Source organism: Pseudomonas sp. LS44 (assembly GCF_024730785.1).
Taxonomy (GTDB): Bacteria; Pseudomonadota; Gammaproteobacteria; order Pseudomonadales; family Pseudomonadaceae; genus Aquipseudomonas.
Genome location: NZ_CP102830.1, coordinates 3,215,833 through 3,233,652 on the forward strand (window position 1 = coordinate 3,215,833; position 17,820 = coordinate 3,233,652).

Below are 17,820 nucleotides of genomic sequence, written 5' to 3' on the forward strand. Positions count from 1 at the left end.
GGAAAAGGGGGAGCTTTGAGGCGGTGCATTCTAGCTGAAAGCGCCCGCCAAGACACCCGTGGCGGGCCTTAGCGGACAACTGCCGCAGTAACAGAGATGCATGCAGCTGTCGAGATATGGCGACTGGGGCGCTTTGCGTATACTTCCCGGATGTCTGCATACACTGCGTTCCGCAAGCGCTGCACCGTCGGGTTGCTGGCGATCGGAATCCTTCTGTCGTTGTCTGGCTGTGTCGATGAGTCGACCAGCCTCGAGCGAATCCAGAAGGAGGGTGTGCTACGCGTCATCACCCGCAACAGCCCTGCCACTTATTTTCAGGATCGCAGCGGCGAAACCGGTTTCGAGTACGAGCTGGCCAAACGCTTCGCCGACGATCTGGGTGTCGAACTGCAGATCGAAACCGCCGACAACCTCGATGAACTCTATTCCCGCCTAAGCCAGCCGAATGGTCCGGAGCTGGCGGCGGCCGGTCTGACCGCCAGCGAGGAACGACAAGCCCAGGCGCGTTTTTCTGCTTCTTATCTCGAGGTCAGTCCACAGGTCGTGTATCGCAACGGCCAACGGCGTCCGACCCGCCCCGACGATCTGCTCGGCAAACGCATTCTGGTACTCAAGGGCAGCAGCCATGCCGAGCAACTGCGCAAACTGCAGCGCCAGTTGCCGCGCCTGGAGTTCGAGGAGTCCGACGCGGTTGAGGTGGTCGACCTGCTGCACATGGTCGACGAAGGGCAGATCGACCTGACCCTGGTCGACTCCAATGAGTTGGCGATGAATCAGGTGTACTTCCCCAACGTGCGAGTTGCCTTCGACTTCGGCGACGCCAGCAGCCTGAGTTGGGCGGTGAGTTCCGGCGAGGACCTCAGCTTGCTTAGCGAGGTCAATGCATTCCTCCAGCGCGCCAAACAGAACGGCACGCTGCAACGCTTGAAAGATCGCTATTACGGGCACGTTGACGTACTCGGCTATGTCGGCGCCTACACCTTCGCCAAACATTTGCAGCAACGTCTACCGCGCTATGAGAAACACTTCCGCAATGCCGCGCAGACCGATCAACTGGATTGGCGCCTGCTTGCTGCGATGGGTTATCAGGAATCGCTCTGGCAGCCTGAAGCCACTTCGAAGACCGGCGTGCGCGGCCTGATGATGCTTACGCAGAACACCGCCAAGGCAATGGGCGTGGCCAACCGTCTGGACCCCAAACAGAGCATCGTCGGTGCAGGCAAGTACTTCAACATGCTCCGCGATAGCCTCGCCGCCGAGATCAAGGAGCCCGATCGCAGCTGGTTCGCACTGGCCGCCTACAACATCGGCATAGCGCACCTGGGCGACGCCCGCAAGCTCGCCGAAGCCGAGGGCCTCGACCAGAACAAGTGGCTCGATGTGAAGAAGATGCTGCCGCGCCTGTCGCAGAAACAGTGGTATCGCAAGACACGTTATGGCTATGCACGCGGCGGTGAGACGGTGCATTTCGTGCAGAACGTGCGCCGCTATTACGACATCCTCACCTGGGTGACCCAGCCGCAATTGGAAGGCAGCAAAATCGCCGAAAGCGGCCTGCATATCCCCGCGATCGACAAGCGCAAACCCTCCGAAGACGCCGCTCCGCAGCTGTAATCCAAGCGGCGGGGCCAAAACAGCTAATCGGAGCTAGGCGCGCCGAGCCTTGAAGAACGCGCTCAATACCGCCCCGCACTCCTCCGCCAGCAAGCCACCCTCGACCAGCACCCGGTGATTGAGAAACTCTTGGGCAAAGAATTGTCCGCGGCTTTCCACTATCCCAGCCTTTGGTTCGCGAGCGCCGTATACCACCCGCTGGATACGCGCATGGACGATCAACCCGGCGCACATGCTGCATGGTTCCAGGGTCACGTACAGGGTGCTGTTGGGCAGCCGGTAGTTGTTGATCGCCGTGGCGGCGGCGCGGATCGCGACCATCTCCGCATGAGCACTGGGATCGCTGCTGGAAATCGGCCGATTGAAGCCATGCCCGATAATCTCGCCGCCTTGCACCAGCACCGCACCCACCGGCACTTCGCCAAGTTGCGCACCCTGGCCGGCCAGCTCCAGCGCAGCGCGCATGAAACGCTCGTCCTGCGAGCGATCGATGATCTTGACTCTACTCATGGTCTATCCGGCTCGAATGTAGGAGCGAATTCATTCGCGAAAAAAGATGCAGGCCCCAGCCATGCTCGCGGATGAATCCGCCCCTACCAAAAGCGTGTGCGGCGATCATCAGACCACCGCGATGGCGGCCATCAGGCCGGTTTCCATATGGTCGATGACATGGCAGTGGAACATCCACACGCCGGGGTTATCCGCCACCAGGGCGATGCGTGCGGTTTCGTTCTTGCCCAGCAGGTAGGTGTCGGTGAAGTACGGAATGATCGGCTTGCGATCCGAGCTGAGCACCTTGAACGCCATGCCGTGCAGATGAATCGGGTGCTGGTACTGCGCCATGTTGCGCAGCTCGAAGATGTAGTGACCGTTCTTCTTCAGCGTGGCGATCGGCCGCTCGGCGCAGCTCTTGTCGTCGATATCCCAGGCCTGGCCGTTGATCTGCCAGTACTTGTACTGGCCGCCCTGCTCGACGTTGTCGACCAGCATCGCCGCCCACTCGAAGCGAAAGCTCAGGGTCTCGGCAATGCTCAGGTCGGGCTCGGCCACCGGATTGGCCGGCAGCGCCGCCGGCCAGTCACCCGCTGGCTCGCTGGAAGCGACGCTCTTCAGCGTGGCGAGGCGCACCGGGCCGTTGCGCAGCGACAGCTCCTGGCCCGCCTCAGGCACCTTGATCGCCAGGCAAATGCGCATGCCCGGACCCAGCCAGTAGTCCTTGCCGAGCGGACGCGGCTGCACCGGATGACCGTCCAGTGCATAGATGCGTACGTCGCTGCCGGGTAGATTGAGGCGGTAGGTCACCGTGCTGTCGAGGTTGAACAGGCGCAGCCGCACCACCTGCCCGGCCGGCAATTCGAGGGTCGGCGTCGGTTGGGCGTTGATCGTGGTCAGGCGCCCGCGGGTGCCTTCGCGCGCGGCTTCGCGGGGCACGCTGAAGTCGGTGAAGGCGCCCTGCGCGTCGACGTGCCAGGTCTTCAGGCTCAGCGAACGTTCGTGGCGGAAGCCGCTCGGCTCGCGCTCCTCGACCACCAGCGGGCCGACCAAGCCGTGGCCGAGCTGCTTGCTGCTCGCCTGGTGCGGGTGATACCAGAAGCTGCCGGCGTCCTCGGTCTTGAACACATAATCGAAGTATTCGCCGGGCAGCACCGGCAGCTGCGACACGTACGGCACGCCGTCCATTTCCAGCGGTAGGCGGATACCGTGCCAGTGGATGGTGGTCGGCTCGCTGAGCTTGTTGATGAAGCGCACGCGCAACCAATCGCCCTGCCGCGAGCGCAGCTCGACCCCCGGCGCCTGGCCGTTATAGCCCCAGGCCGGAGTGATATGCCCGGACACCAGCTCCAGGTCGAAGGGCGCGGCGATCAGTTCGTAGTCATGACTGGCCGCACTGCTGCGCCCCAACCAATAGTGCACGCCACCGGCACCCAAGCCGACCACACCGAGGCCAACCAGGCCGCCGAGCACTTGCCTGCGGGTAAACGCCATATTCTGTTCCGAGGTAAGCCAGCAGAGATGAGAGATCTTCTCACTTAACACCAATGCAGGCGAGCCGACAGAACGCCGCACCCACCCCGTAAACGACAAGGGCAGCCGTGGCTGCCCTTGTCGCTCAGATCATTCCCACTCGATGGTCGCCGGCGGCTTGCTCGACACGTCGTAGGTGACGCGGGAGATGCCTTCGATCTCGTTGATGATCCGCCCGCTAACCACTTCCAGCAGTTCGTAGGGCAGATGCGCCCAGCGCGCGGTCATGAAGTCGATGGTTTCCACCGCGCGCAGGGCCACGACCCAGGCGTAGCGGCGGCCGTCACCGACCACGCCAACCGATTTCACCGGCTGGAACACCACGAAGGCCTGACTGACCTTGTGGTACCAGTCGGCCTTGCGCAGCTCTTCTATGAAGATATGGTCGGCACGCCGCAACAGGTCAGCGTATTCCTTCTTCACTTCGCCGAGGATCCGCACGCCCAAGCCCGGGCCCGGGAATGGGTGACGGTAAACCATGTCGTAGGGCAGACCGAGCTCCAGACCGAGCTTGCGCACCTCGTCCTTGAACAGTTCGCGCAGCGGTTCGACCAGCTTGAGGTTCATTTCCTCCGGCAGGCCGCCGACGTTGTGGTGCGACTTGATCACATGCGCCTTGCCGCTTTTGGCGCCAGCCGACTCGATCACGTCCGGGTAGATGGTGCCCTGGGCGAGGAACTGGATGTTGTGCAGCTTGGACGCCTGCGCATCGAACACGTCGATAAAGGTACGGCCGATGATCTTGCGCTTCTTCTCCGGGTCGGCTTCACCCTCGAGGTTATCGAGGAACTGCGCCTCGGCATCGGCACGGATCACCTTGACGCCCATGTTCTCGGCGAACATGGCCATCACCTGCTCGCCTTCATGCAGACGCAGCAGGCCGTTGTCGACGAATACGCAGGTCAGCTGATCGCCGATAGCCTTGTGCAGCAGCGCCGCGACCACCGAGGAATCGACCCCGCCGGACAAGCCGAGCAGCACGTTAGCGTCGCCGACCTGAGCACGTACCTGGGCGATAGCGTCGTCGACGATATTCGACGGCGTCCACAGTGCTTCGCAGCCGCAGATATCCAGGATGAAGCGCGACAGAATGCGCCCGCCCTGCTTGGTATGGGTCACTTCCGGGTGGAACTGAACGCCGTAGTAACCACGGGCATCGTCGGCCATGGCGGCGATCGGGCAGTTCGGCGTGCTGGCCAGGATATGGAAACCCGGTGCCAGGCTGGTGACCTTGTCGCCGTGGCTCATCCACACATCGAGACCGAACACGCCGTCGCCATCGATATGGTCTTCGATGCCATCGAGCAACCGCGACTTGCCGACCACATCGACGCGCGCATAGCCGAACTCGCGCAGGTTGGAACCCTCGACCTTGCCGCCGAGCTGCTCCGACATGGTCTGCATGCCGTAGCAGATGCCAAACAGCGGCACGCCGAGGTCGAACACCGCCTGCGGCGCACGCGGGCTATCGGCAATATGCACCGACTCCGGACCGCCGGCGAGGATGATCCCGCGCGGGGCGAAGGCGCGAATGTCTTCATCGCTCATATCGAACGGGTGCAGCTCGCAATACACGCCGATCTCGCGTACGCGGCGGGCGATCAACTGGCTGTACTGGGAGCCGAAGTCGAGGATCAGGATGCGGTGGGCGTGGATATCGTGGTGAGCCATGGCCGTCTCTCGTAGCGGAATTCACAAATGACACGGGGCTGATTGGAACAGCCCCGTGTCTTATCAAACTTCACAAAAATCGATTTGCCACGTCGCGAGCGAAGAAGAGGCAAGGCGGAAGGAGGTGAGAAAGCGCAGTTGGCTACAGCCAATGAGCATTTCGAGCCTCCTTCCAACGCCGCCTGTTCGAGCGCAGCAGCGGCAAATCGATTTTTTTAGCCGACCCGGTAGTTGGGGGCTTCTTTGGTGATCTGCACGTCATGCACGTGCGACTCGGCCATGCCGGCACCGGTGATCCGCACGAACTCCGGCTTGGTACGCATCTCTTCGATGCTGGCGCAGCCGGTATAGCCCATCGAAGCGCGCAGACCGCCCATCAGCTGATGCACGATGGCGCTCATTTGACCCTTGTACGGCACACGACCTTCGATGCCTTCCGGCACCAGTTTCTCGGCACCGGCCGAGGAGTCCTGGAAATAGCGGTCCGACGAACCTTGCGCCTGCGCCATGGCGCCCAGCGAACCCATGCCGCGGTAGGCCTTGTAGGAACGACCCTGGAACAGTTCGACTTCGCCCGGAGCCTCTTCGGTACCGGCGAGCATCGAGCCGATCATCACGCAGTACGCACCCGCGACCACGGCCTTGGCCAGGTCGCCGGAGAAGCGAATCCCGCCATCGGCGATCAGCGGCACGCCAGTGCCGGCCAGCGCCGCGGCAACGTTGGCGACCGCGGTTATCTGCGGCACACCCACGCCGGCAACGATCCGCGTGGTGCAGATCGAACCTGGACCGATACCGACCTTGACGCCGTCCGCGCCGGCTTCCGCCAGGGCCCGGGCAGCATCGCCAGTGGCGATATTGCCGCCGATCACCTGCACTTCCGGATAAGTCTGCTTGACCCAACGCACGCGGTCGATCACGCCCTGCGAGTGACCGTGGGCAGTGTCGACGATGATCACGTCGACCCCGGCGGCCACCAGCGCGGTGACCCGATCCGGCGTATCGGCACCGGTACCGACTGCGGCACCGACGCGCAGACGACCTTGATCGTCCTTGCTGGCCAGCGGGTAGGCCTTGGCTTTCTCGATGTCATTGACGGTCATCATGCCTTTCAGATTGAAGGCGTCGTCGACGATCAGCACGCGCTCGATGCGGTGCTTGTGCAGCAGCGCGCGGGCTTCCTGCTTGTCCGCACCTTCCTTGATAGTCACCAGCCGCTCTTTGGGCGTCATGACCTCACGCACGCGGACATCCATGCGGGTTTCGAAACGAATGTCGCGGGAGGTGACGATGCCGACCAGATCGCCGTTGGACAGCACCGGCACACCGGAAATGTTGTTCTGGCGGGTCAATTCGAACAGGTCGCGGACGCTGGCGTCGGCGTCGATGGTGATCGGATCCTTGACCACGCCGGACTCGAACTTCTTGACCTTGCGCACTTCGGCGGCCTGTTGCTCGATGGTCATGTTCTTGTGAACGATGCCGATGCCGCCTTCCTGAGCCATGGCAATGGCCAGACGGGCTTCGGTCACGGTGTCCATCGCCGCGGAAATCAGAGGGATATTCAGCGAAATGCCGCGAGTCAGCTGAGTTTTGAGGCTGACGTCCTTAGGCAAGACATTAGAATAACCAGGGATGAGAAGAACGTCGTCAAACGTCAGGGCTTCTTGGCTGATACGCAGCATGGCGGGGGCTCCCGGGCGGGAAAATAAGAAGCGCGGCATTATACCCAGAGAGCGGGTGCCGCTCAATCACAAAGCCGCGCCCTCGCGGCCCGCCACCTGCACCACGCTCAGCGGGAAACCCAACCGGGCGGCAAATTCCTTGAGAAACGAGGCGCTAAAACAGGCCGCGTCCCAGTTATGGAAGATGAAACCCAGATCGGAAAAGGCGCATGCCTGAGTAAACGGGAAGCCGTTGATGTCATCTTCAAACGCGCAGTGCGGGCAGATGAAGTTGTCGGTGTCGCCCGGCATCCATTCCTCAAGATGCTCGAGCAGCACCGTACCGACCTGGGCGCGACACTCTGGACAGCGCGCCTGGCTGCGGAAACCCGTCTCGGGCATATAGATGCAGCGGCGAGTGATGATTTCCAGACCGTTGACCGGCCGACCGAACGGCAGACAGTCATTCAGCGTCTTGCCCGCCGGCACCTGGACGATGCGCTCGGCGCCAGCCGCCAGCGCATACCCTTGACGCGGCAAGGCGCCCACGCAGGCACTGAGATACCCCTCGACGATGTTCTGCTGCACCAGCCAGCGAAGCATCGCCCGCGCCTTCGCCTCAGGGCCGGGGAAGCTGGAAACCTGGGGGACCAGGATGGTCTGCTGATCGTGCATGGCAACGCTCGCGGCTAGGCAAAACCGGCAGCTTAAAGCGCCGCCCGGCCAGGTCAAGGTCAGTAGTCGCTTGCGCAAGCCATTGCGCAGTCTGAGCACCGAACAGGTGAACGCGGTGCCCCGCGCCGCGACAAAGCCTTTATCATGCCGCCCATGCTCAACGATCCCTTCGCCCGCCTCGGTCTCGACCGCGAGGTTCTCAGTGTCAGCCAGCTCAACGGCCGTGCCCGCGTGCTGCTGGAGGACGTGTTCGCTCAAGTGTGGGTCGAAGGTGAGATTTCCAATCTCGCCCGACCGGCTTCCGGGCACATCTATTTCACCCTCAAGGACAGCCAGGCGCAGGTGCGTTGCGCGCTGTTCCGGCAAAACGCCAGCCGCGTGCGTCAGGCGCTCAAAGACGGCCTGGCGGTGCGGGTACGCGGCAAGGTCTCGTTGTTCGAAGGCCGCGGCGATTATCAGCTGATCGTCGATACCCTCGAACCGGCCGGCGACGGTGCGCTGCGCCTGGCCTTCGAGGCACTGAAAGACAAGCTCGCCGGCGAAGGCCTGTTCGCCGTCGAACGCAAGCGCGCCCTGCCCGCGCATCCGCAACGCATCGGCATCATCAGTTCGCCGACCGGCGCGGTGATCCGCGACATCATCAGCGTGTTTCGCCGCCGCGCGCCGCAGGTGCGCCTGACCCTGATTCCCACTGCGGTGCAGGGCCGTGACGCCACCGCCCAGATCGTCCGTGCCCTGGCGCTCGCCGATAGAGGCGGCTTTGACGCGCTGATCCTGGCGCGGGGCGGTGGCTCCCTGGAAGACCTCTGGTGCTTCAACGAAGAATCCCTGGCGCGCGCCGTGGCGGCCTGTACAACCCCGATCGTCAGTGCCGTGGGCCATGAAACCGACGTGTCGATCAGCGACTTCGTCGCCGACGTGCGCGCCCCGACGCCCTCGGCCGCCGCCGAACTGTTGGCGCCCGATAGCAACGATCTGCAGCTGCGCCTGAGTAGCCTGCAACGCCGCTTGCTGCTGCGCATGCGTGAGCAGCTGAGCCGCGAGCGCATGCGCCTGGACGGTCTGAGCCGGCGCCTGCGCCACCCCGGCGAACGCCTGCGCCAACAAGCGCAACGCGTCGACGATCTGGACATGCGCCTGCGCCGCGCCTTCGAACGTCAGGCCAATGGCCGCCGTGAGCAGCTGGCGCGCCTCGCTGCACGACTCTCCGCTCAGCATCCCGGCCGTGCGCTGGCCTTGCTGCGCCAACGTGTCGACAGCCTGGCCGCCCGCCTGCCTCGCGCCATGAGCGAAGGCCTCAAGGCACGCCGTCTGCAGCTCAACAGCCAGATGCAGACGCTGCATGTGGTCAGCCCGCTGGCGACACTGGGCCGCGGCTACAGCATTCTTCTCGATGAGCGCGGCCAGGCGATCCGCCGCGCTGCGCAGACGCGTCCGGGCCAGAAGCTCACCGCCAAGCTGGGCGAAGGTGAGCTGGAGGTTCGCGTGGAAGACAACCATCTGACACCGGTCACCCTGTCGCTGCTCGATTAACCTGCGGCTGACTGGGCCAACCTACTTACCTGACTTGCTTCGTGACCCGAATTCGCATGCGCCTGATCGCTCTGCTGTTGTGTTGCCTCGCCTTGCCCGCCCACGCCGAGGAATTTCTCACCCGCCTGCTCAACAAACCGGTGCCCGGCGGCGTCGCCGTGGTGCCGTTGGGTGATGGCCAGACCGCGCCGCAAGCGCGCTATGACGGTAAGCCGGTGCTGGTGGTCAAGGAAGACGGCCGCCGCTGGATCGCCATCGTCGGCATTCCCCTGACGGTCCGCCCGGGCGGGCAAACGCTGGAGGCGGACGGCCGCGCCCTGCGCTTTGCCGTCGGCGCCAAGCAGTACGCGGAGCAGCGCATCACCTTGAAGAACCAGCGCCAGGTCAATCCGCTGCCCGAGGACCTCAAGCGCATCGAGCGCGAACTGGCCGAGCAGACCCGCGCCTATCGCAACTTCAGCAGCAACACGCCCAGCAACCTGCTGCTCGACAGGCCCGTCGACGGCCCGCTATCCAGCCGCTTCGGGGTGCGCCGCTTCTTCAATGGCGAGGAGCGTAATCCGCATGCCGGGTTGGATTTTGCCGTCGCCGCCGGCACGCCGATCAAGGCACCGGCCGCCGGCAAGGTGACGCTGATCGGCGACTATTTCTTCAACGGCAAAACCGTATTCGTCGATCACGGCCAGGGCTTTATCAGCATGTTTTGCCACTTGTCGAAAGTCGATGTGCGCCCCGGCCAGCAATTGCCACGCGGCACGGTGCTCGGCCGAGTCGGTGCCACCGGCCGGGCGACCGGGCCGCATATGCATTGGAACATCAGCCTGAACGACGCCCGCGTCGATCCGGCGATCTTCATCAACGCCTTCCAACCTTGAGGCCACGCTCGCCATGCGGGCAGAGATCGCTCACCTGACTTTGTAGCCGATAGATCAAGACGCCAGCATTGCTATAGTGCGGGGCGAGACCGCCGTGCCACGGAAACCGCCCACCTGACCTCCCGCCAGGTGATCCGTCAGAGCATCCTCGCACAAGCCAATCAGCAGCCTCTGGCGGCATTGAAGCCGCTTAAATACCAGCGCAATTTTCTCCACCCATTACAGGGTTGCCAGCAATAAAGTCTCTAAAACTCACATTTGAAGACAGGATTCGTCGTTTTTTTCGCAATGCTTGCCAGCTTTAACCTATGCGCTTAGGGTTGGCTTCATGCATATCGCCCATACCCTCATTTTGCTGCGGCAACACGCCTGCCTGACGCTGGTCAGTCCACGACTGCAGTGCTCAATGCACGCCTGATCGATATTCACGTATTTAGCTGATCGGCCACCGCCAGGCCGCGAAGAAAAAGGATTCCCCATGAGCATGCTGAACGACCCCTCGAACAAATACCGCGCCTTCCCGGCGATCAATCTGCCGGATCGCACCTGGCCGTCGAAAACCATCACCGAGGTGCCGATCTGGTGCAGCTCTGACCTGCGCGACGGCAACCAGTCGCTGATCGAGCCGATGGATTCGGCGAAGAAGATGCGCTTCTTCAAGACCCTGGTGCAGGTCGGCGTCAAGCAGATCGAGGTGGCCTTCCCGTCCGCTTCCGATACCGATTTCAACTTCGTCCGCGAACTGATCGAAGGCGGCCACATCCCGGACGACACCACCATCCAGGTGCTGACCCAGGCGCGTGACGACCTGATTATCCGCACCATGGAATCGCTGAAAGGCGCCAAGAAAGCCATCGTCCACGTCTACAACGCCACCGCCCCGGCGTTCCGCCGCATCGTCTTCAACCAGGACAAGCAAGGCGTGGTCGACATCGCGGTGAACGCCGCCAAGCTGATCAAGAAGCTCGCCGCGCAGCAGCCGGAAACCGAGTGGACCTTCCAGTACTCGCCAGAGATCTTCACCTCCACCGAGCTGGAGTTCGCCGTACAGGTCTGCGACGCGGTGCTCAACGTCTGGCAACCGACCCCGCAGAACAAGGTGATCCTCAACCTGCCGGCCACCGTGGAAGTCGCCACGCCAAACATCTATGCCGACCAGATCGAATGGTTCGGCCGCCACATTAGCCGCCGCGACAGCGTGCTGATCAGCCTGCACACCCACAACGACCGTGGCACCGGCGTGGCCGCCACCGAGCTGGGTCTTATGGCCGGTGCCGATCGCGTCGAAGGCTGCCTGTTTGGTAACGGCGAGCGCACCGGCAACGTCGATCTGGTCACCCTGGCGCTGAACATGTACACCCAGGGCATGCACCCTGGCCTGGACTTCTCCGACATCGACGGCGTGCGCAAGGTGGTCGAGGAATGCAACCAGCTGCCGGTGCATCCACGTCATCCGTATGTCGGCGATCTGGTCCACACCGCGTTCTCCGGCTCGCACCAGGACGCGATCCGCAAGGGCTTCGCCCAGCAGAAGAGCGACGGAGTCTGGGAGGTCCCATACCTGCCGATCGACCCGGCTGACATCGGCCGCAGCTACGAGGCGGTGATCCGCGTCAACAGCCAGTCCGGCAAGGGCGGCATCACCTTCCTGCTCGAGCAGGAATACGGCATCAGCCTGCCGCGCCGCACGCAGATCGAGTTCAGCCAGGTGGTCCAGGGCGAGACCGACCGCCTGGGCCTGGAAATGAGCGCCAAACAGATCTACGAACTGCTGGAAAACGAGTACCTCAAGGCCACCGTGCCGTACGCCCTGAAAGGCCATCGCCTGCAGGAAGAGAACGGCACCAGCGCCGTGGATATCGAAGTCAGCGTCAAGGGTGAAACCCAGCACTGGCGTGGCATGGGCAATGGCCCGCTGGAAGCGCTGGTGGCCAGTCTGCCGGAGAAAGTCGAGATCATGGACTACTCCGAGCACTCGATCGGCGCCGGCACCAACGCCAAGGCAGCGGCCTACATCGAGCTGCGCGTCGACGGTGGTCGCGCGCTGCACGGCATCGGCATCGACGAAAACATCACCACGGCAAGCTTCCGTGCCTTGTTCAGCGCCCTGAACCGCGCCATCAGCCAGGCCGAGGCACAAGCCGCCTAAGCGACCGCAGTTACAACAACGCCGGGCACTGCCCGGCGTTATTTTTTGTGCGGTTCGCGAAGTCGTAGGATGGGTTGAGCCTGCGATACCCATCAAGCGGACTCATGGGTATCGCTGCGCTCAACCCATCCTACGGTTTCAGTTCGAAACAATCGGCATCCAGATGCGCCGGGAAGCGCTCGCAGTAGGCGGCCAGCGCCGCTGCGTCGAGACGCACACGGAACACCCCGTCGCCCTCCCCCGCGTTCAGCAGGCTCTCGCCCTGGAAGTCCAGCACCTGGCTGTCGCCGCTGTAGGGATGGCCCTTGCCGTCGGTGCCGACCCGATTGACCGCCGCCACATAGCAGAGGTTTTCGATCGCCCGCGCCGGCAGTAGACGGTTCCAATGATGGCGCCGCGCGGCTGGCCAGTTGGCGGTATACAGCAGCAAGTCGGTATCGTGCGGGTCTCGGCTCCACACCGGAAAACGCAGGTCGTAGCAGATCAGTGGACGCACCCGCCACCCCTTAATCTCCAGCAACACCTGGCGCTCGCCGGGGGTGTAATGCTTGTGCTCGCCGGCCATGCGGAACAGGTGGCGTTTGTCGTAGTGCAGCACCTCACCGTCCGGGCGCGCCCACAGCAGGCGGTTGCGATGACTGCCGTCGGCGGCCTGGACGATCAGGCTACCGGTGACCACCGCATCCAAGCGGCGCGCCTGCTCGCGCAGCCAGGCGTAGGTCGGCCCCTCCTCCGGCTCGGCCAGGGTCGCCGAGTCCATGGAAAAACCGGTAGTGAACATTTCCGGCAGGACAACCAAGTCTGCGCCGCGCGCTTGCTCGAGTAAGGCGTGAAAGTGCGCATGGTTGGCCGCTGGATCGTGCCAGGCCAGGCGGGTCTGGATCAGCGCCAGCTTGAGGTCAGGTTTGTTCATGTCGCCTCCATTGAGCGGTGTAGGAGCGAATTCATTCGCGATCCGCGATATCACGAATAAATTCGCTCCTACAGAGCAGCATTAGACCGCACAAAGCTTTTCCGCCGCCTGGCGCAAGGTCTCTTCGCGCTTGGCGAAACAGAAGCGCACCAGCCGCAGGTCGCGCGGCGGGTTCTGATAGAAGACCGAGACCGGAATTGCGGCCACGCCGTGCTCGCGGGTCAGCCACTCGGCCATCTGCATATCGCTCAACTCGGGGCGAATTGCCGAATAGTCAGCCAGCTGAAAATAGGTGCCAGCGGCGCGCCTGAAAGTGAAGCGCGAGATCGCCAGCAGGTCGCAGAACAAGTCGCGCTTGGTCTGATAGAAGGCCGGCAGCTGCGTGATGTGCTCCGGATGCTCGACCATGAAGTCGGCCAGCGCGGCCTGCAGCGGTGTCACCCCACAAAACGTCACGTACTGATGGATCTTGCGCAGCTCCGCGGTCAGCGCCGGCGGCGCCACCACGTAGCCGGTCTTCCAGCCGGTGACGTGATAAGTCTTGCCGAATGAGCTGACCACAAAGGCGCGCTGATACAACTCATCGTGGGCCAATACGCTGGCGTGCTGCACGCCGTCGAACACCAGATGTTCGTAGACCTCGTCGCTGATCACATGGATGTCGCGATCGCGAATCAGCGCCGCCAGGCGATCCAGATCACCGCGCGACAGCAATGCGCCGCTGGGGTTGTGCGGCGAGTTGATGAAGATCAGCCGGGTGCGCGGGGTGATGGCATCGGCCAGGCGCTGCCAGTCCACGGCGAAATCCGGCAGCGCCAACGGCACATGCACGCAGCGCCCGCCGGCCAGCTCCACCGAGGGCTCATAGCTGTCGTAACACGGATCGAGAACGATGGCCTCGTCGCCCGGGTGGATCAGCGCCTGCACGGCGCAAAAGATCGCTTCGGTAGCGCCCGGGACGATGGTCACTTCGCTGTCGAAATCGGCGGCGCGGCCATACAGCGCCAGGACCTTGGCCGCCACCTCTTGGCGCAGCGCCGGCAAACCGCTCATTGGCGCGTATTGATTGTGACCGGCGGCGATATGCCGACTTACCGCCTCGCGCAGGGCGAGCGGGCTATCGAAATCGGGAAAGCCTTGCGACAGGTTGAGCGCGCCGGTTTGTGCGGCGAGCTGGGACATGCGGGTGAAGATGGTGGTACCGACATTGGGCAACTTGCTGGTGAGCATGCGTGCGGCGCTCCTTCTGACGTGACGCGAGCGGCGAGGATAGCCGATGGTCGACGCCGCACGCAGCAGCTGCACCAATGAAAAAGGCGCAGAAGCAATGCTTCTACGCCTTTGGCAGATCGCGCTGAGAACTCAGCGTTTGTCGCGACGCTTCTTGTCGGCCTTCTTGTGGTGGCTCATCAGGCGACGCTTCTTGTTCACCTGGCGGTCGGTCAGCGTGTTCTTCTTGCCCTCGTAGGGGTTTTCGCCACCCTTGTACTCGATGCGGATCGGCGTGCCGACCAGCTTGAGTACCCGCCGGTAGGTGTTCTCCAGATAGCGCGAGTACGACTTGGGCACCGCGTCGACCTGGTTACCGTGGATCACGATCAGCGGCGGGTTGGCGCCACCCAGGTGGGCATAACGCAGCTTGATGCGGCGGTTATTGACCATTGGCGGTTGGTGCTCTTTCACGGCATCTTCGAGAATCTGCGTCAGCCGGCTGGTCGGCCAGCGGGTGATCGCCGATTTGAAGGCCGCCTGGACCGACTTGTACAGATGGCCGACACCAGTACCGTGCAGCGCAGAAATGAAGTGGATGTCGGCGAAGTCGACGAAGAACAGCCGGCGCTCCAGCTCGACCTTCACGTAGTCGCGCTCGCCTGGCTCCATGCCGTCCCACTTGTTCAGCGCGATCACCAGCGACCGGCCGGTTTCCAGCACGAAGCCGAGCAGGTTGAGGTCGTGGTCGACCACTCCTTCGCGGGCATCCATGACGAAGATCACCACGTTGGAGTCTTGGATCGCCTGCAGCGTCTTGACCACCGAGAACTTCTCGACGGCCTCGTTGATCTTGCCGCGCCGGCGCACGCCGGCGGTGTCGATGAAGGTGTACTTCTCACCTTCGCGCTCGAAGGGGATATAGATGCTGTCGCGCGTGGTACCGGGATGGTCATAGACGATGACCCGATCCTCGCCGAGCATGCGGTTGACCAGCGTCGACTTGCCCACGTTGGGACGGCCGATGATGGCGATCTTGATGCCATCTTTCTCGCTCGGGCCGGGGATGCGCTTGGCTTCCTGGCCTTCGGCGACCTCTTCGGCCAGCGCCTCTTCCTGGTCCTGATCGTCGCGCGGGTAGTGACCGAGCACCGCTTCCATCATCTGCGTGATGCCGCGACCGTGCGCACCGGCGATCGGCAATGCATCGCCAAGGCCCATCGGGCTGAACTCGGCGCGCGCCAGGTCCGGATCGAGGTTGTCGACCTTGTTGGCGATCAAATAGCTTTGCTTGTTACGCCGGCGCAAATGCTCGCCGATCATCTGATCCGCGGCCGACAGGCCGGCCCGCGCGTCGACCATGAACAGAACGATGTCGGCTTCTTCGATGGCTTGCAGGGACTGCTCGGCCATTTTCGCGTCGATACCTTCTTCGTCGCCGGAGATACCACCGGTGTCGATCACGATGTAAGTACGCCCCTGCCAACGCGCCTCACCGTACTGGCGATCACGAGTCAGACCGGAAAGATCCCCGACGATAGCGTCGCGACTCCTAGTCAGGCGGTTGAACAAGGTGGATTTGCCCACGTTCGGGCGGCCCACCAGGGCGATAACGGGAACCATGAGGCCCCTCCAGTCAATTTCAGAAAACACAAAGGCCGCTGCCGTGAAACGGCAGCGGCCGGACACTAAATCACAGCTTAGCGGATGGTCAGTGCGACCAGCTTGCCGCCATTGCCGTAGACATACAGCCAATCGCCGACCACCAACGGACGAGCCCGCAGGCCATCGCTGTCGATCCGCTCGCGGCCGACGAAGCGACCGTCGGTCTGGCTCACCAGGTGCAGGTAACCCTCGAAATCACCGAAGGCCACATAGCTGGAAAACACTTCCGGCGCCGACAGTTGACGACGCGCCAGCGCATCGTTGCTCCACAGCGACGAAGTAGAGCGCTCGTCGATGCTTTCGATGGTGCCACTGGCCTGGCTCACGTAAACGCTACCCACCCCTTCGGCCAGGCCGACATAGCTGGACGCTTCGCGCTGCCACAAAATCCGCCCGCTATCCAGATCCAGCCCGGCGACGCGACCCTGGTAGCTGGTGACGTAGAGGGTGTTGCCGGACAGCAGCAGACCACCGTCGATATCGACGATGCGGTCCAGTTCGGAACGGCCTTGCGGCACGGCCACGCGCTGTTCCCACACCGGCAAGCCGCGCTGGGTATCCAGGGCAATGACTTTGCCGCTGGACAGGCCGGCGATCGCCAGTCGGCTGGTGACCAGCGGTGCGCTGGTACCGCGCAGGGTTAGCACCGCCGGCGTGTTGTCGAATACCCAACGCTGAGTGCCGGTTGCGGCGTCCAGAGCGATCACCCGATCGTCCTGGGTCTGCACGATTACCACGTCACCGTTGGTGGCCGGCGGCGCCAGCACTTCACTGGTGACCCGTGCACGCCATTTTTCTTCGCCAGAAGCACTGTCGAGGGCGACTACTTCGCCGCGCAGAGTGCCGAGCAACACCAGCCCGGAACCCGCACCGACCGCACCGGAAACCGGCAGATCGAGATCCTGCTTCCAGAGCACGTCACCGCTGGTGCGGTTCATGGCCACGACTTCGCCGTTGACGTCGGCAGCAAAGATGCTGTCGCCGTCGATGGCCGGCACCAGCATGTTGTAGGTATCGCCCTGACCGTCGCCGATGGAGCGGCTCCACTCGGTCTTCAACTCGACCTCTTCAGTGAAGTCCGGCAACTCGGCAGGTGGTAAGTCCTTCTTACTGTTGCTGCTGCAACCAGTCGCGAGAACGGCGATGGCCAGCAGTGCGGCATATTTCCAGCGCATCACGTCACGCATCCCCTTTCGCCAGGTCGTCGAGTTTCATTTGCAGGCTGCCCACTGCCGCATCGTCGGACAGTGATTCCTTAGCCTTGTTATATGCGGCATGCGCCTCGTCGGTGCGGCCAAGCTTGGCGAGCAAATCGCCACGCAGCTCTTCACGACTGGCCAAAAACGCTTTGTCACCTTCGCCATCGAGCAGCTTGAGCGCTTCTTCGGTTTTGCCTTGTGCGGACAACACGCGAGCCAGACGCTGACGCGCCAGCTCACCGAGGGTTTCATCGGCGGGCTTGTTCACGACCGGCTGCAGTTCGGTGACAGCATCATCCAGCTTGCCGGAATCCACCGCGACTTTGGCGACGAACAGGGCACCGTATTGGGCGTAGTAACTGCCGGCATACTCACTCTTCAGCTTGCCGGCCAACTCGCTTACCCGCGCAGCATCAGGCGCGCCGCTCGGGGTAAAGGTGGTCTCCAGCAGTTGCTGATAGAGCATCGAAGCGCCGTGCGCCTGATTGGTCTGGTACTTCTGCCAGGCTTGCCAACCGAATACCACTACCAACGCCAGAGCGCCGCCAGTCAGCAGGGGTTTGCCATTGCGCTGCCACCAATCCTGGATTTGCGCCAGCTGTTCATCTTCGGTACTCGACACCCCAAT

General features: G+C 63.0%; 14 protein-coding genes. 4 read left to right on the forward strand and 10 right to left on the reverse strand.

The genetic code is table 11. The annotated features are described in order from the left end of the window. Window positions 1–150: 150 nt before the first annotated feature. Window positions 151–1,614: a membrane-bound lytic murein transglycosylase MltF gene (gene mltF, locus NVV93_RS14380; RefSeq protein WP_258251315.1), complete on the forward strand. Its 1,464-nt coding sequence runs from the start codon at window positions 151–153 to the stop codon at window positions 1,612–1,614. Window positions 1,615–1,647: 33 nt separating this feature from the next. Here the strand turns inward: mltF and tadA are convergent, their stop codons facing one another. The 5 genes from tadA to NVV93_RS14405 form a co-directional block, all read right to left on the reverse strand. Then, window positions 1,648–2,124 carry a tRNA adenosine(34) deaminase TadA gene (gene tadA / locus NVV93_RS14385; RefSeq protein ID WP_258251316.1) on the reverse strand — a complete coding sequence of 159 codons (477 nt, stop codon included), beginning with the start codon at window positions 2,122–2,124 and terminating at the stop codon, window positions 1,648–1,650. A gap of 108 nt (window positions 2,125–2,232) precedes the next feature. Further along, complete coding sequence (locus tag NVV93_RS14390; protein ID WP_258251317.1) at window positions 2,233–3,600, reverse strand: multicopper oxidase family protein; 1,368 nt, start codon at window positions 3,598–3,600, stop codon at window positions 2,233–2,235. Between the two features lie 129 nt (window positions 3,601–3,729). Then, a complete protein-coding gene (guaA, locus tag NVV93_RS14395) occupies window positions 3,730–5,310 on the reverse strand; it encodes a glutamine-hydrolyzing GMP synthase (RefSeq protein WP_258251318.1) in 1,581 nt (526 codons plus the stop codon). A 215-nt stretch (window positions 5,311–5,525) separates the two neighbouring features. Further along, the gene (gene guaB, locus NVV93_RS14400; RefSeq protein WP_258251319.1) at window positions 5,526–6,995 is read right to left on the reverse strand and encodes an IMP dehydrogenase; all 1,470 of its coding nucleotides are present in this window, start codon (window positions 6,993–6,995) and stop codon (window positions 5,526–5,528) included. 66 nt (window positions 6,996–7,061) lie between these two features. Beyond that, entirely contained in the window at window positions 7,062–7,649 is a 588-nt protein-coding gene (locus NVV93_RS14405) for a sugar ABC transporter ATPase (RefSeq protein WP_258251320.1), read from the reverse strand. 153 nt (window positions 7,650–7,802) lie between these two features. Between NVV93_RS14405 and xseA the strand changes: the two genes are divergently transcribed. The 3 genes from xseA to leuA all read left to right on the forward strand — a co-directional run bounded on the left by xseA (window position 7,803) and on the right by leuA (window position 12,206). Beyond that, entirely contained in the window at window positions 7,803–9,182 is a 1,380-nt protein-coding gene (xseA, locus tag NVV93_RS14410; RefSeq protein WP_258254380.1) for an exodeoxyribonuclease VII large subunit, read from the forward strand. Window positions 9,183–9,238: 56 nt separating this feature from the next. Beyond that, window positions 9,239–10,057, forward strand: a complete 819-nt coding sequence (locus NVV93_RS14415) for a M23 family metallopeptidase (RefSeq protein ID WP_258251321.1) — start codon at window positions 9,239–9,241, stop codon at window positions 10,055–10,057. 478 nt (window positions 10,058–10,535) lie between these two features. Continuing rightward, window positions 10,536–12,206: a 2-isopropylmalate synthase gene (gene leuA / locus NVV93_RS14420; protein ID WP_258251322.1), complete on the forward strand. Its 1,671-nt coding sequence runs from the start codon at window positions 10,536–10,538 to the stop codon at window positions 12,204–12,206. A 130-nt stretch (window positions 12,207–12,336) separates the two neighbouring features. Here leuA and NVV93_RS14425 read toward each other — a convergent pair whose 3' ends face one another. From NVV93_RS14425 to NVV93_RS14445, 5 genes are all read right to left on the reverse strand, one after another. Then, window positions 12,337–13,119 (reverse strand): amidohydrolase, encoded by a 783-nt coding sequence (locus NVV93_RS14425; protein WP_258251323.1) that lies wholly within the window; start codon window positions 13,117–13,119, stop codon window positions 12,337–12,339. 81 nt (window positions 13,120–13,200) lie between these two features. Further along, window positions 13,201–14,349, reverse strand: a complete 1,149-nt coding sequence (locus NVV93_RS14430) for a pyridoxal phosphate-dependent aminotransferase (protein ID WP_258251324.1) — start codon at window positions 14,347–14,349, stop codon at window positions 13,201–13,203. Between the two features lie 132 nt (window positions 14,350–14,481). Then, on the reverse strand, window positions 14,482–15,951 hold the full coding sequence (gene der, locus NVV93_RS14435) for a ribosome biogenesis GTPase Der (protein WP_258251325.1): 1,470 nt from the start codon (window positions 15,949–15,951) through the stop codon (window positions 14,482–14,484). Window positions 15,952–16,028: 77 nt separating this feature from the next. Next, window positions 16,029–17,180, reverse strand: coding sequence for an outer membrane protein assembly factor BamB (gene bamB / locus NVV93_RS14440; protein WP_258251326.1), 1,152 nt, complete (start codon window positions 17,178–17,180; stop codon window positions 16,029–16,031). Continuing rightward, complete coding sequence (locus tag NVV93_RS14445) at window positions 17,173–17,814, reverse strand: tetratricopeptide repeat protein (RefSeq protein ID WP_258251327.1); 642 nt, start codon at window positions 17,812–17,814, stop codon at window positions 17,173–17,175. The genes bamB and NVV93_RS14445 overlap by 8 nt, the downstream gene beginning before the upstream one ends. Window positions 17,815–17,820 lie beyond the last annotated feature (6 nt).